The organism is Salicibibacter kimchii, assembly GCF_003336365.1.
Lineage (GTDB): Bacteria > Bacillota > Bacilli > Bacillales > Marinococcaceae > Salicibibacter > Salicibibacter kimchii.
This window is the reverse complement of record NZ_CP031092.1, coordinates 2,016,194-2,030,241: the sequence shown is the minus strand read 5'-3', so window position 1 is coordinate 2,030,241 and position 14,048 is coordinate 2,016,194. Positions and strand designations below refer to the sequence as shown.

The window sequence follows — 14,048 nt, the reverse complement described above, 5'->3', positions numbered from 1 at the left end:
GCGGAGACCTTATAACTTTTCGGAAGAAGCGCGGGTTTGGACACTTCATGGGGATGAGCTTTCTTACATTAGTCCGAAATGGACGCCAGCTCGGATGCTTCTAAGGTTTTTGCTGAAAAATTGTCCGAGTGCCTAGTGGTGTGTTTCAGAAAATTTCCCCCGTTTACGGAACCTGGAAAGAAGTGATTGATCGGCGCTCGAAATGAGTTCTATCATTGATACGATGATCGAAATGAGGAAGGAAGCCGGCAAGGAGTACTCGGAGGCCGAAAAAACAAGGCCTCGGCATGGCCGAGACGCAAAGGGAGGTTGTGATGCCGAAGCATGCTCGGCATTGGTGAAATCACCACGATGCTTTTCTTTTGTGCTGTTCCTCTAGTCGATCCATCGGGAACCCGGAAATACTGAAGGGACAGAAATTTTGAAACATTGCACTATATCGTTTCCAATGGTGCGGTTAGTATCGGTCGTACATAACAAAGTAAATGGGTTTCAAGCTTTTAAATAATTTTACTTTTTCATCTCGACATAATCCGCTAAGATAGCAATAAAGGGGGAAGCCAAAGTGAATGGAAAAAATAAACAGGATCCGCGCTTTAAAGTGGCCAATCGCGAAGCACTGATCGGTATTGGTCTCGCGATCTTTAATTTCATTTGGTGGTACGCGTTTGCTTACGGTTTAGGTTCCCGACCGGTCGCGGAGTATGAGTTTATTTTGGGCATGCCGGCTTGGTTTTTTTATAGCTGTTTGATTGGATCTGGGATCATGGTTATTCTTGTTGCCGTGATGGTGAAGCTTTTTTTCAAAGAAGTGCCTCTTGATGAGAAGGGGGATGGATCCTCGTGAATTGGGAAACCATTGTCCCGTTGCTCTTTTTTATTGCTGTTGTTTTTCTGATCGGGTATTGGGCGTCCAAACACGTGTTTAGCAAAAGCAATTTTATGCAGGAATATTTTCTTGGCAGTCGAGAGCTCGGTGGCTTAATTCTTGCAATGACGATGATTGCTACATATGGAAGCGCGAGCAGCTTTATCGGCGGACCAGGTGCCGCTTATCATGAAGGCCTCGGTTGGGTGCTTCTTTCCATGTCCCAGGTAGCGACCGGTTATTTCGTCCTCATGATTTTGGGAAAAAAATTTGCAATTATGGCTCGTAAATACGATGCGATCACGCTGGTTGATTATTTTAAAAAAAGATATAACAGCACGCTCGTGGTACTCATCAGCGCAGGCAGTATTATCGTCTTCATTTTTTCGGCGATGGCCGCCCAATGGGTGGGGGGCGCACGGCTTATTGAAGTAGTTACCGGATTGTCCTATACGTCCGCCCTGTTTATTTTTGCCGTTGCGGTTCTTATCTATGTCATTATCGGCGGCTTCCGGGCGATCGCGGTGACCGATACCGTGCAGGGGTTGATTATGTTTGTTGGTACACTCGTCCTGCTTGTGGCAACTATTATAGCAGGTGGAGGCATGGGAAATATCATGAGTGACCTCGCCGCCGAAAACGAACGGTTGATTTCTCCGTTTGGGGCCGAAGGTGATTTGACGTCCGTCTATGTCTCTTCCTTTTGGATTCTTGTCGGTGCCGGGGTTGTCGGGTTGCCGCAAGTGGCTGTGCGCGCCATGTCCTACAAAGATTCCCGTTCCATGCATCGGGCGTTGATTATTGGCACATTTGTCGTGGCGTTTATGATGTTCAGCATGCATTTGGCCGGGGTATTGGCCAGGCCGATTATCCCCGGTCTCGAGGTTGCCGACAATGTCATGCCTACCCTGGCGATGACCGTTCTGCCCGCGTGGTTGGCAGGCATTGTGCTTGCCGCGCCGTTGGCCGCGATTATGTCTACCGTTGATGCACTTCTTTTGATGGTTAGTTCCGCTGTCGTGAAAGATGTGTATTACAATTACATTAATCCAAACGCTACGGATAAGAAAATCAGGAAAGTCAGCATCGGAGTGACTGCTTTTCTAGGGATATCGGTTGTCCTTTTTGCGCTTAGTCCCCCGGAATTTTTAATCACGTTGAATTTATTTGCGTTTGGCGGGTTGGAAGCTGCTTTTGTCTGGCCGCTTGTGCTGGGTTTGTATTGGTCAAAAGGAAACCGGTATGGCGCGTTGGCATCGATGATTTTAGGCATCGGTTCCTATATCGTCATCTATATTTTTATTGGAGAACCCTTTGGACAAATGGGACCTTTCGGAATGCATTCTGTTGTTATTCCTGTCTTGCTCTCCTTGGTTGGTTACGTCCTTGCCAGTATAGCTACACATAAAGTGAAACTTCCATCAGAGGGCGGGTTTCCCTCTGATGGTTAGTTGAACCAATCGGGGTGTTAGACGCCCGTTAACTCCCGCTTAGGGGTTGATTTACGGACGCTTACCACTGGGATAAAGTGAAACTTCCATCAGAGAGGTGTTAGGGAGGTATGCCGGCTAAAACCGCCACGTCTGTGGCAACGCCGGCACTACCACCTCCTGTGCATCGCAATCGGGGTTCTTCCCTGAGTGTTCCATCTTCTGACATAGACGCCGTGCCTTGGTTCTTTTGTGTTCTAGTAACGGCTTTTCTGCCATATATATCGAATAGAGGTTAGCAGCAGAGGAGCAGTTTGCAACAAGCTAGAAGTCGGAAAAGGTGTGATAGATTTTGCGGATCTCGAAATTACAGGGAAGGACGACGCCGTTAAAAAAAATAGCAGCAGCGATCGTAATGTTTATAGGCGGTATCATCGTCCTCCCCGCTTTATTGGTGCTTCTTTTTTCCGGATCGGAAGCGGAGGAAGCTACTTCCGCTGGCACAGTGGTTGATACGGGCCTGGAAACCCCCGGGGACGAGGGAAGTGGTCCTGATAGTGAAGAAGTAGTCGTTCCTGTGTATCGGGATGCTCTGGATACCGTCGATCATGTAGAATTGGAAGAATACGTTGCAGGCGTTGTCTCCGCGGAAATGCCGGCGGATTTTGAAATGGAAGCACTAAAGGCACAGGCGCTGGTGGCGCGAACCTTTATTGCGCAACAAATGGAATTTGGCGAAGGTTCTGATTTGCCGGGAGACGCGATTGTTTCAGATACGACGGACCATCAAGTATATAAAAGTGTGGAAGAATTGGAGCAAGCATGGGGCGCAGATGTCGAAGGAAAAAAAGAAAAAATCACGAAAGCTGTGAATGCTACCGCCGGAGAAATTATTACCTATGATGATGCGCCGATTACAGCTTCCTTTTTCTCGACGAGCAATGGATATACGGAAAATGCGGAAGACTATTGGGAAGCCTCGGTGCCATACCTTCGAAGTGTGGAAAGCCCTTGGGACGTGGATTCGCCTCGTTATACAAATACGATAAGCTATCCCGTCGGGGAAGTCGAAGAGCGGTTAGGAGTAGAGATTCCCGAGGGAGCAGCATTAACGACCAATAAAGAAACAACCGAAGGGGACCGGGTGGAAACGGTCACGATCGGCGACACATCGTTTCAGGGAAGAGAGGTCCGCGAGTCCCTTGATCTCGATTCTAGTGATTTTGAATGGCAACGAGAAGGAAATGAAATCGTTATTCATACAAAAGGCTGGGGACATGGTGTCGGTATGAGCCAATACGGGGCTGATGGCATGGCGCAAGAAGGAATGAATTATCGTGAAATCGTCGATCATTATTATCAGGACGTAGAGATTAGCGAAGACCATGATCATACGGAAGCTTTTGTCCACCATCAAGAAGAAGAGGAAGAAAAGGAATCGTAGGATCGTAAACAGGGTTATGGCGACCGAAAAATAAAAAACACCGGGGCCAGCGTTGCCATGAAAGCGTCATGGAACCCGAACGAGTGGAAATCGACGTGATCCGTCGTCATCAAGGGCTCATGGTACCCGAAATGGGTAGGGATAAGTGGCAAATGTCGCCATGGAGCGGCCATGAAGCCCGAAAATCGGAAAAGCTACTCGTTAAAGGCATCATGAAAGCGTCACGTGATTTGTTTTCGATGATCGTGTCTCAGACCGCGATCTATATCGGTCACCACCTCTATTTAGGGGTGGTTTTTTTGGCAGGTAAGAAAGTATAAATCAACTTTCTTACCTGCATAAGTGCAACTAAGGCTTTCGCTATAAAAGCTTGGCGAAAAGCCAAGTTTTCTAATTCTTTTCCCGTGAATTCAGAAAAAAATTTCTAATCGGAGTATATCTTTCTATCAACTTGATCAGACTGGTTGCTGAGGTGGTGATAAGATGAAAGATGAGGAGAATAAAACCTCTGAATCCCGGGAAGACAAAGAAAATCCGGGGGGTCAAATAAAACAATGGTCGAAAAAACCTTGGTTCTGGCCTGCGGTTTATTTGACAGTCTGTGCGGTGTTGCTCGGTTCCTTTTTCGCGTTCCAAGGCGGAGAGACAGAGTTTGCGGAGGAAAGCGATGATGAGGAAGGCATCGGCATGGAGAGCGATCCGGAAGAAGAAGCATTGCCGGTTGGTGCCGAAGCCGAAGAGATGCAACTGCCCGTAGTGGATGAAGACGTCGTTGATGTTGTCGGTTATTTCTATGACCATGATGCAACAGCCGAAGAACAAGAAGCTGCACTCGTTTACTACAACCAGATTTACTATCAAAACAAAGGCATTGATCTAGCACATCCGGATAACGAATCGTTTGAAGTTGCCGCATCACTCAGTGGTGAAGTCGTAAAAGCAGAACAGGATTCATTACTGGGGAATGTCGTTGAACTTAGTCACGAAGACGAAATCGTGACCGTCTATCATAGTTTGGAGGACTTGGACGTTGAAGAAGGTGACGTCGTTGCAAAAGGTGACGTCATCGGCACAGCCGGAGAAAATACGTATAACCGTGATGCTGGCGTTCACGTTCACTTTGAAGTCCGTCAAGACGGTGTCGCGTTCAATCCGGAAGAAATGTTGCATCAAACCATTTCCGAGATGACTTTCGATGAGGAAGAAGGATTTGATGCAGAGACGGACCCGTCAGAAACCGAACGCGATGATGACGAGGACGAATCTGAAGAAGAGGATCCTGCTGCTGAATCGGACGACGGTGAAGGCGATGAAGACGAAGAAGAGGACATGGACAACGACGACGAACAATAATAGAAGTGCACAATTGGCACACGCCCTCGTATGAGGGCTTTTTTTGCGGGAGGGGCAGTAACAGTAGGCGATGAAGCCCAAACGGAAGGTTGTGGAGGACGTTAGGTCGTCAACCGAGCGGAATGGAGTCCCAACTCAATCTCATAGAAGGACTCCGGTCGCTAAACGGCGGTCCACTACGTCATCAGTCAAATATAATAGGAGACTTTTCCATGATTGACACGATTAAAATTTTTCGCCAGTACCCTTTGCACTTTTCTCGATGAAACGATGGCCCCACACCAGTCTCGAATCACATTTGTCGTTATTTTTTGCTCCGGAAAAAGGCCTTTAAATTCTACCACATGCCGCATAATTGCCGTTTCATTGTCTTCAACCCAACCATAAACTTGCATAGCATTCTTCTTTCTCTTGCGGTCATCCATGATGCACAATGGCCGCACACGATCCCTTTTTGCAATTGTGAAAAGTTATAATCGGGCAAGCGGGAAAACGCGTTTTCGAAAGGTGATAACTTCGTTTATGGAGAAAATCACGCCGTTGGTTCGCAACTTTTATGTGCAGTTGCTGCACGTTTTGACGTTGTTTCTTCCAATTATTTGAGCCTTGCTTCATGCGGGAAAGTTTCTTTTGCGTGCGTTTCAATTTCTTTTCTTCTTTCAAAAGGAATCTCGGATTTTCGACTTTGGTCCCATCTGATTGCACGGCAAACTTATGAACGCCTACATCAACGCCTGTTGATTGAACAGGGAAATCACCGTTTCGTTTACGTGTCTTTCGACACTGAATATCGCAAACCAACGATGTCCCTGACGTTGGATCGTGACTTGTTTCACCTTTCCTTCTAATGGGCGATGAACGTTGACATACACTGATCCGAGTTTTGAAATAAGAAGATGATTGTTCTCGTCTAACGAAGCAGCATAACGCACATCACGTACGTTGACTCCACCGGTTTTCTTGCTTTTTATCTTTCGTTCTTCAACCCCAAATTGTGTAAATGTTATTGACGTATAATCCTTATGCTTCTTGATTTTTGGATAGCGTGCACGCCCTTCGAAAAAGTTCTTATACGCTTCTTCCAGGCGGAACAATACCTCCTGCAAAGGTTGTGACGGCATTGTTTTAAGAAGTGCGCATGTTTGTTTATCCTTTGTTTGCTGTTTTTGCAATTCATTTCGGGATAGTCCGGTCTTATTCTTTTGGTAAAAACGCTGTTTATCCAAAAGAGCGGAATTGTACTGTTGACGACAAATAGACAGCCAACGATCCATTGTTTGCAGCTGTTCTTCGTTTGGAAACATTCGTATTTATAATTTATATGTAGCAGCATTTGTTGTCATCTCCCATTATTTCAAGGTTTTTTCCTATTTTTCTAATAAAAAAAGCCGATTCTTCCCCCACTAAATCAAAGATTTTGAAGGGGACTTCTCGGCAAAACGGTTAAAAGCACCGGACACTCTCCTTTTTTATCATGTTATAATTAAATTGCTAGACATTTAGCAGAAAGAAGGATACTAACCAATGAAGTTTCCCGCAAAAATCATAGAGCAATGCCAATCAGCCCTCGAAGGCCACCAACTTGAAGGCTTCTTAACCGGCGCGGGGAACGAAGACGCTGATATCATGTTGATCGGCGAAGCCCCGGGCGAAAAAGAAGCAAAAACCGGCGAACCGTTCTGTGGCCGATCCGGAAAGGTACTTGATAGCTATTTAACGGCATTAGGCCTTACCCGCAAAGACGTATACATTACAAGCGTGGTACGCAGCCGTCCTTATAAATGGGGTGAACGCCGTCCAAAAGGAGAACCTGTCATGAAAAAAATAAACCGGAAACCGACGGAGCAAGAAATTTTTGCTCACGCGCCGTTGCTTGATTATCAAATTGCCACTGTGCGTCCACGTATCATCGTATGCCTCGGTGGCGTCGCGCTCAAACGTTTGCTCGGAAAACAAGTAAAAATTTCAATGATGCACGGGAATATCCAACGTTCACCTGTGAAAAGGCGTGAAAATGACGCTTATCAATGGAGTAAAGCGACGTATGACGTGTGCGCGCTCTATCATCCTGCAGCTGTCTTTTATAATCCCTCGCTTCGTGAGGTGATCGATGAAGACTTGAAGGTGTTGAAAAGGGGTATGGATCCGGCTTAACACATTTTAGATGGCAAGGTATGTTTTTCAATAGCACAGCCTTTCTCAAAGACCTCTCCTTGAGGAATTCTCCAACTTGCATTGATTAACACAGAATAACGAAAAATCGAAAATGACCCGGATCTGTAGTTTATGTCAAAAAACATCCAAGATGGAATCGTTGTACCTATAATGAAGCTCATCAACGGTTGAATGTGTTCATTAAGGGATCTTAATTTTTTAATATTCTAATAAAAAGAACCGCACCAACAGCTAAAAATTCTGAACTAGATCTTATCCTATGCTCCCGTTATCACTGGATTACAGCCTTAATTTTCACTTCAAACCCTTGTCCTGCCTGAGTTTTTGGTATATATACCGGTCTTGGATAATAAACTGTAACAAACCATCCAGACTGGGAGGCGAGGGGTGTGCATGACTACATCAAAGAACGGACCATCAAGATTGGAAGGTACGTGGTGGAAACTCGCAAAACCGTCCGAACGATCGCCAAAGAGTTCGGTGTTTCAAAAAGTACTGTGCATAAAGATCTGACCGAGCGGCTTCCTGACATTAATCCTGAACTGGCACACGAAGTAAAAAGCATATTGGATTATCATAAATCAATCCGACATTTGCGTGGTGGGGAAGCAACAAAAGTTAAATATAATAATAAGGGGGAAAAAATCATCCAGTCGTAGCAGCTACATTAGTTTCGAAAAATTCGTTCTTTTATGTCGGTGAACATAACGCGTGAAAAATAACCAAGCAAAAAGACGAGTGACGAAGGCTCGCCATACGTGCTTCGTATTCGTCTTTTTATTTTGATGAAAATGAACGGTTTTTTTGCAACAATGAAATGTTCATGACACCAAAGAAAATGAAAAATTGGAATGAGGTGGTGGTCATGGAAGATGAAGATAGGGATGGGCCAAAATTAATCTTGCGACCATTGCCGCATCAGAGCTGGTGGAGGTCAAAATCAAGCTCGTGGTCTTCGATCCCTTCTTCACTCGATTCCACCTCGCAGCCGGCATCAATTCCAACAATGGTGTAGTCTAATTCTTCCTTGTGGTTGGTGACTTGGTTATCGCTCCTGTCTTCATCGTTTCTCCGTTGTTACCGCTTTATCCGTACCCTGATAAAATAAAAGCAGCGATATACCTACTAAAATCAACCATTGTTGTTTCCGGCTTTTATACATTTGATCAACCCTTCATTTGAGCCTATGGGAAATGATCATGAATGAGTCATTACCAGTTATGATCTTTTTTCATTTAAACATTTTGTGCCCCTGTGTGAGCATTTCTCTTTTCATCAAGGCGAATCCATTGTATCGTTTCCCTTGTATAGGTTCATCCTCATAAGAGGAAAAGAAAGGGTGAATGGAATGGATGGAGATTTTTCCTTATCGGTATTGGATTTAGCACCGGTTCATGGAGAACAAACACCGGCAGATGCATTTGAAAATAGTAAAAAGCTGGTTCAACATACGGACAAGCTCGGATACCACCGCTATTGGGTGGCGGAACATCATAATATGAAAGCGATCGCGAGCTCAGCCACGGCTGTACTTATCGGTTATCTAGCCGGCCATAGTGAGAACATTCGGGTTGGGTCCGGCGGTGTGATGCTTCCGAATCACGCGCCTTTAATCGTTGCCGAACAATTCGGGACATTGGAAGCGATGTATCCGAATCGCATTGATCTCGGCCTTGGACGTGCCCCCGGCACCGATCCGATGACGATTCGCGCGTTACGGCGAGACCAAATGAGCAGTGTCAATGACTTTCCCGATAACGTAAAAGAATTACTGAATTATTTCAGTAAAGATGATGTGCCGGTCAAAGCGATTCCCGGGCAAGGGCTTGAAGTGCCGATCTATTTGCTGGGCTCGAGCACCTACAGCGCTCAACTCGCGGCAGCCCTAGGATTGCCGTTTGCGTTCGCGAGCCATTTTGCTCCCGGTGAACTGTTTAATGCTTTGCGTCTGTATCACGAACGATTCCAACCATCTAGGCATTTAAGCGAGCCATACACGATGGTGACGGTTAATGCTGCTCTTGCTGATACGACAACGGAAGCCGAAAAACTGGCGACGACGAACTATTTGCGGTTTTTAAGCATCGTCCGCGGCGGCAGAGCAGAAATCGACACGAAGCCAGTCGATAATATGGAGGACCATTGGACAGCGTTTGAAAAATCCCAGGTGCTTCAATCGTTAAAATATACATTCGTGGGCGACCAGGAAAAAGTAAAAAAAGAACTGGAAGCTTTCCACGCCGAAGCAAAGTTTGATGAACTCATTGTCTCGTCAGACATTTACGATCAGGAAAAAAGAAGACACAGCTATGAGCTGTTGGCAAATATATGGAAATAATAGGGAGACAGCAAGGGGAGCGCACCTTGCTGGTTTTTCGTTACTTTAGAGCGGTTACGAGGCCCTTCTGATCTCCGAAAAGACGCAACAGTCTTTAAGGGCTTTCATACGGCCAAACGAAGCGCCTGATCCCGAGGGACTGACCGTAGAAAAAGTGTCATACGGCCAAATGAATCGCCTAAACCCGGGGGATTGTCCGTAAGAAGTGCTCATAGGTTCTTTTCTCCGATTTCTACGAATGCCGGCTTCTAACCCTGGGAATAGTGTTTTTAATCGGTTTTAGGCGAGAAGACCCCCACTTCCTACGAAGTATAAAGTGGGGGATGAATCGCCTTTGGGCTATAACCCGAATGATAGGAGCTAATTGCGATGTCCTAAAATCCTTGCGGCGCAAAGGATAAGAGCAAGTCGAAAATAAATCCTCCCGAAAAATTCCAACATAGTCATAGGCATAGCGGCGTTCAACAGTATCATTCACGAAACATTGATTCCAAAGGATAAAAGCTCTCTTGCATGAAAAGTGAGTACCAATGCTCAGTATCAGATGTGCTCTTGAGATCGGGTTTCGAGGACTCTTTGTGTTACGCGGAATCCATCTGAGTCCTTAGGATTGTGTTTAGTGGACTTTAAGCGCTGCTTGGGATCCAACTGAGTCCTCAGGATTGTGTTTAGCGGACTCTAAGCGCTGCTTGGGATCCAACTGAGTCCTCAGGAAAGAGTTTAGCGGACTCTAAGCGCTGCACGGGATCCAACTGAGTCCTCAAGATCGGTTTTAGCGGACTCATAGCACTTTCAGTATCCAACTGGGTCCTCAAGATTAGGGTTCGTGAACGCATAATGTTTGGGCGAGCTCCAAATGAGTCTGCAAATGCAACAAAACATGCTATGTTCAACATCCTATTCATCTTTCCATGAGTGTGTCGTAACGCTTCATGGTAGTTTTGGGTGCATACGAATAGGCGCGATGTTGGTTCGTGAAAGTAAATGTTGAGGTGTAGCAAAAAACAAGGCGTGAACCTAGTCCGGTTTTTTATGCCTAAGCGAAAAATCGGTATAGCGTGAAAAGCTCCGTAAAGGGTAACTGTTCAGATGGATGGTGCGAGATTTCATTGAAGGGAAGCCGTTATATTCGAGAAGTCGCCGATATATCCGAGAGGTTATCGGAGAAAAAAGTAATGGTGAGTCTTTTCCCGATTCAAATTTCGTCAGAAATTAAGGTGGAGTAGTTCAAACGATATATTCTTCAAGAACCCGGACATTCACATTCCCGCCGCTAGCCACCAACACTACATCGCCGTTTTCATGATTGATTTTTCCTGCCCGCAAGGCTGCCAGCGTGACCGCCCCGGATGGCTCAACGACTTGCTTCATTCGTGACAAATAAAAAGTGAAGGCTTCGCGGATGTCATTTTCACTGACAAGGACAATATCATCGACCAATTTTTCAATGATCGGAAATGTAAGTTCCCCGGGCGTGGAGCTTCGTAACCCATCTGCAATCGACGTAGACGCTTGGATGGCTACATGTTTGCCTGCTTCTCTGGATAAAAACGTTCCATTCGCTTCTTCCGGCTCGACGCCGATCACCTTGATGGCAGGGTTGATCATTTTAACGGCACTAGCGATTCCTGCAATTAACCCGCCGCCACCGATCGGTACGACGATCGCGGAAGGTTGTTGAACTTGAGAAAGGATTTCAAGTCCGATCGTCCCTTGCCCCGCGATGATTTCGTAGTCATCATAAGGCGGAATGATGACTACATTCATTTTGTTTTCCAGTGCTTCTGCGTGCGCGATTCGCTCTTTGGATGTCGTCCCATAATAGATGATATTGGCTCCATAATGATGAATAGCGTTCACTTTTGTCGGAATGGCATCTTCAGGGACAATGATCGTAGCCGGCAGACCGAGTGTACGCGCGATGTATGCAACTGCTTGCCCGTGGTTACCGGAAGATGCGACCAGTAAATGCTTTGCTCCGGCCTCTTTGGCCAATGTCACGCGATTGATCGCCCCTCGAATTTTAAAAGCCCCCGTTTTTTGTAAATGTTCGGCTTTGATGTGCACCCGTTTTCCGGTTTCCTCGTTCAATGTTTGCGATGAAAGCATGGGTGTAACGTGCAAATGGTTTGAAATTCTGACTTTCGCTTCATTTAATCCTTCTGTTGAAATCATGTTTGGTCTCCTTTTTCTGTTGTATCCTTTTGACTACAGATTCGCCATCTTCTTGTTTTTTCCTTTCCAAGTCACAAAATTTCACAAATATCGATATGAAGATTCATATTTCGACTCGATTGTGGTAAAATTAAGCATTGAGTTTGCATTCAATAGCGCAAAGAAAGCTTTTACATATAGTGAAACTTCCATTAGAGGGGGGGTCCCCCCTCTGATGGTTAGTTGAACAAATCGGGAGGTTAGCCGCCCGTTTAGACGGAGGTCAGATTTCAGAGGATAGAGGTCGGAAAAGGACTTTATAGGAAACAAAGAATGATCTACTGACTTGGCTTCCGATATCTGACATCCGAAATCGCGGGTGCTTACCACCGGGATAAAAAATCATATCATTCACGGCTGAGAGGAAGGTGCCGCATGTTTGGCAGAGATATTGGGATAGATTTGGGGACCGCAAATGTGCTTATTCACGTGAAAGGTCAAGGTATTGTGTTGGACGAACCATCTGTTGTTGCCGTTGATAAGATGACCGGAAAAACGATGGCAGTGGGGGAAGAAGCATTTCGAATGGTTGGTCGCACACCCAGAAACATTGTACCGTTGCGTCCGATGAAAGATGGGGTGATTGCCGATTTTGATTTAACGGAATCGATGTTGCGTCATTTTCTTTCAAGAATTAATGTTCGTTCAACTTTCATAAAGCCGCGCATTTTGATTTGTTGCCCGGCAGACATTACTTCTGTCGAGCAAAAAGCGATTCGTGAAACCGTTGAAAAAAGTGGCGGGAAACATGTGTATTTGGAAGAGGAGCCAAAAGTAGCCGCTATTGGCGCAGGCATGGAGATTTTTCAACCAAGTGGCAACATGGTCATTGATATGGGCGGAGGCACTACGGATGTTGCTGTGTTGTCCATGGGGGGGATTGTCACATCGAAGTCGATAAAAACGGCAGGCGATCAATTCGATAATGATATTTTTCATTATATCAAGCGTCATTATAAATTATTAATTGGAGAGCGGACAGCAGAGGACTTAAAGAAAGGGGTCGTAAGTGTTTCGCCGGCCGGACGTACGGAGTCCTTTGACATCCGTGGACGTGACATGGTCAGCGGGCTTCCGCGTACGATCACGATTCACTCGGAAGAAATAAACGATGCCTTGAAAGAATCAGTCGCTACCATCACGCAGGCAGCTAAACTTGTCCTTGAACAAACACCCCCGGAGCTTGCAGCTGATATCATTGATAAGGGCGCGTTTATTACAGGAGGTGGCGCACTGTTGCACGGGATGCAGGAACTTTTCACGGAAGAGTTGAAAATCCCTGTCCTTATCGCGGAAGAACCGATGCATTGCGTAGCGAATGGTACCGGTGTGATGTTGGAGAACTTAGATAAAATGGCGAACAAAATACGGGCTTAACAAGGAGGACACCGGAATGATCAGAGGTTTTTACCAAGCAGCTTCCGGAATGATTACAGGGCAACGGCAGACGGAAATGCTGGGGGATAATCTTGCGAATATCCATACTCCGGGTCATAAAGGGGACCATGGACCCATGCGGACATTTCCGAATATGTTGATTCAAGCGATGAACAACGGGGATACCGGGGCAAATGGTATCATCGGAGATATTCCGACAGGGGTATACATGCAGGAACGGGTACCGGATTCCCGGCAGGGGGATTTGCGCGAAACCGGCGCGGGAACGGATGTTGCGCTTCTGCAAGGGGTGTTGGAACCTGATGCGGACACCGGTGAGCCCGGCATGCTTTTATTCGCTGTTCAAGAGGAGGGCGGGGATGTGCAATATACGCGCAACGGTAATTTCGCCGTTGATGGACAAGGATTTCTCACGACGGGCGCGGGCGATTACATATTGGGAACGGATGGCGAGCCATTAGAGGTAGGAAATGAGGGCTTTACGCTGGAAGCTGACGGGGAGATCACGGCTGATTCGGGTGCATTTGTCGGACAATTGGAGATTGCCCACGCCCCCGATCCCCTGCAATTGGTAAAGACCGGTTCCGGTCTCTTACAATATGACGGAGAGGCTCTTGAGGAATTGCCGAGTGCAGTCGGCGATGATGCGTACCCTTACGAATTGCAACAGCAATTTCTGGAGCGGTCCAATGTAGATATAGGTCAAACGATGACAGACATGACACAGGCGTACCGACAATTTGAGGCAAATCAAACGGTTCTACAGGCATACGACCAAAATATGCAACGAACGGTAAATGATATAGGCAGCATCGGTTAATATTTCCC

14 protein-coding genes are annotated in these 14,048 nt (G+C 46.2%); 10 read left to right on the top strand and 4 right to left on the bottom strand.

Annotation, left to right across the window (positions count from 1 at the left end):
- Positions 1-565: 565 nt before the first annotated feature.
- The 5 genes from DT065_RS10325 (at position 566) to spoIIQ (ending at position 5,095) form a co-directional block, all read left to right on the top strand.
- A complete protein-coding gene (locus tag DT065_RS10325; protein WP_114373104.1) occupies positions 566-847 on the top strand; it encodes a YhdT family protein in 282 nt (93 codons plus the stop codon).
- Positions 844-2,319, top strand: a complete 1,476-nt coding sequence (panF, locus tag DT065_RS10320) for a sodium/pantothenate symporter (RefSeq protein WP_114373102.1) — start codon at positions 844-846, stop codon at positions 2,317-2,319. Before DT065_RS10325 ends, panF begins: the two co-directional genes overlap by 4 nt.
- Positions 2,320-2,650: 331 nt before the next feature.
- A complete protein-coding gene (gene spoIID / locus DT065_RS10315) occupies positions 2,651-3,742 on the top strand; it encodes a stage II sporulation protein D (RefSeq protein WP_227002547.1) in 1,092 nt (363 codons plus the stop codon).
- A gap of 68 nt (positions 3,743-3,810) precedes the next feature.
- Positions 3,811-4,062: a hypothetical protein gene (locus DT065_RS10310; RefSeq protein WP_114373100.1), complete on the top strand. Its 252-nt coding sequence runs from the start codon at positions 3,811-3,813 to the stop codon at positions 4,060-4,062.
- A 163-nt stretch (positions 4,063-4,225) separates the two neighbouring features.
- The gene (spoIIQ, locus tag DT065_RS10305; RefSeq protein WP_114373098.1) at positions 4,226-5,095 is read left to right on the top strand and encodes a stage II sporulation protein SpoIIQ; all 870 of its coding nucleotides are present in this window, start codon (positions 4,226-4,228) and stop codon (positions 5,093-5,095) included.
- 188 nt (positions 5,096-5,283) lie between these two features.
- Here the strand turns inward: spoIIQ and DT065_RS10300 are convergent, their stop codons facing one another.
- From DT065_RS10300 to DT065_RS10290, 3 genes are read right to left on the bottom strand one after another with little or no spacing between them, the layout of a single operon-like run.
- Entirely contained in the window at positions 5,284-5,490 is a 207-nt protein-coding gene (locus DT065_RS10300; RefSeq protein WP_114373096.1) for a hypothetical protein, read from the bottom strand.
- Positions 5,491-5,512: 22 nt separating this feature from the next.
- Positions 5,513-5,800 (bottom strand): transposase, encoded by a 288-nt coding sequence (locus DT065_RS19875; RefSeq protein WP_418314539.1) that lies wholly within the window; start codon positions 5,798-5,800, stop codon positions 5,513-5,515.
- A gap of 17 nt (positions 5,801-5,817) precedes the next feature.
- On the bottom strand, positions 5,818-6,399 hold the full coding sequence (locus tag DT065_RS10290; RefSeq protein WP_114373092.1) for an RNA-guided endonuclease InsQ/TnpB family protein: 582 nt from the start codon (positions 6,397-6,399) through the stop codon (positions 5,818-5,820).
- Between the two features lie 220 nt (positions 6,400-6,619).
- Here DT065_RS10290 and DT065_RS10285 point away from each other — a divergent pair, with 220 nt between their 5' ends.
- The 3 genes from DT065_RS10285 to DT065_RS10275 all read left to right on the top strand — a co-directional run bounded on the left by DT065_RS10285 (position 6,620) and on the right by DT065_RS10275 (position 9,608).
- A complete protein-coding gene (locus DT065_RS10285) occupies positions 6,620-7,249 on the top strand; it encodes a uracil-DNA glycosylase (RefSeq protein ID WP_114373090.1) in 630 nt (209 codons plus the stop codon).
- 410 nt (positions 7,250-7,659) lie between these two features.
- Positions 7,660-7,929, top strand: a complete 270-nt coding sequence (spoIIID, locus tag DT065_RS10280; RefSeq protein ID WP_114373088.1) for a sporulation transcriptional regulator SpoIIID — start codon at positions 7,660-7,662, stop codon at positions 7,927-7,929.
- A 689-nt stretch (positions 7,930-8,618) separates the two neighbouring features.
- Positions 8,619-9,608 (top strand): LLM class flavin-dependent oxidoreductase, encoded by a 990-nt coding sequence (locus DT065_RS10275; RefSeq protein ID WP_114376245.1) that lies wholly within the window; start codon positions 8,619-8,621, stop codon positions 9,606-9,608.
- A gap of 1,227 nt (positions 9,609-10,835) precedes the next feature.
- On the opposite strand, the gene DT065_RS10270 is transcribed toward DT065_RS10275, so the two are convergent.
- On the bottom strand, positions 10,836-11,783 hold the full coding sequence (locus tag DT065_RS10270) for a threonine/serine dehydratase family protein (RefSeq protein WP_114373086.1): 948 nt from the start codon (positions 11,781-11,783) through the stop codon (positions 10,836-10,838).
- Between the two features lie 414 nt (positions 11,784-12,197).
- On the opposite strand from DT065_RS10270, the gene mbl reads away from it, so the two are divergent.
- Together mbl and DT065_RS10260 are read left to right on the top strand one after the other, a co-directional pair.
- Positions 12,198-13,199, top strand: coding sequence for a cell shape-determining protein Mbl (mbl, locus tag DT065_RS10265; RefSeq protein WP_114373084.1), 1,002 nt, complete (start codon positions 12,198-12,200; stop codon positions 13,197-13,199).
- Positions 13,200-13,215: 16 nt separating this feature from the next.
- Positions 13,216-14,040: a flagellar hook-basal body protein gene (locus DT065_RS10260; RefSeq protein ID WP_114373082.1), complete on the top strand. Its 825-nt coding sequence runs from the start codon at positions 13,216-13,218 to the stop codon at positions 14,038-14,040.
- Positions 14,041-14,048: the final 8 nt, after the last annotated feature.

Excerpts from the sequence above, each read along its gene's own strand:
- DT065_RS10260 (WP_114373082.1), top strand. The coding sequence starts at position 13,216 with ATGATCAGAGGTTTTTACCAAGCAGCTTCCGGAATGATTACAGGGCAA.
- DT065_RS10270 (WP_114373086.1), bottom strand. The coding sequence starts at position 11,783 with ATGATTTCAACAGAAGGATTAAATGAAGCGAAAGTCAGAATTTCAAAC.
- DT065_RS10275 (WP_114376245.1), top strand. The coding sequence starts at position 8,619 with ATGGATGGAGATTTTTCCTTATCGGTATTGGATTTAGCACCGGTTCAT.
- DT065_RS10290 (WP_114373092.1), bottom strand. The coding sequence starts at position 6,399 with ATGTTTCCAAACGAAGAACAGCTGCAAACAATGGATCGTTGGCTGTCT.
- spoIIQ (WP_114373098.1), top strand. The coding sequence starts at position 4,226 with ATGAAAGATGAGGAGAATAAAACCTCTGAATCCCGGGAAGACAAAGAA.
- mbl (WP_114373084.1), top strand. The coding sequence starts at position 12,198 with ATGTTTGGCAGAGATATTGGGATAGATTTGGGGACCGCAAATGTGCTT.
- DT065_RS10300 (WP_114373096.1), bottom strand. The coding sequence starts at position 5,490 with ATGCAAGTTTATGGTTGGGTTGAAGACAATGAAACGGCAATTATGCGG.
- DT065_RS10310 (WP_114373100.1), top strand. The coding sequence starts at position 3,811 with ATGGAACCCGAACGAGTGGAAATCGACGTGATCCGTCGTCATCAAGGG.
- DT065_RS10285 (WP_114373090.1), top strand. The coding sequence starts at position 6,620 with ATGAAGTTTCCCGCAAAAATCATAGAGCAATGCCAATCAGCCCTCGAA.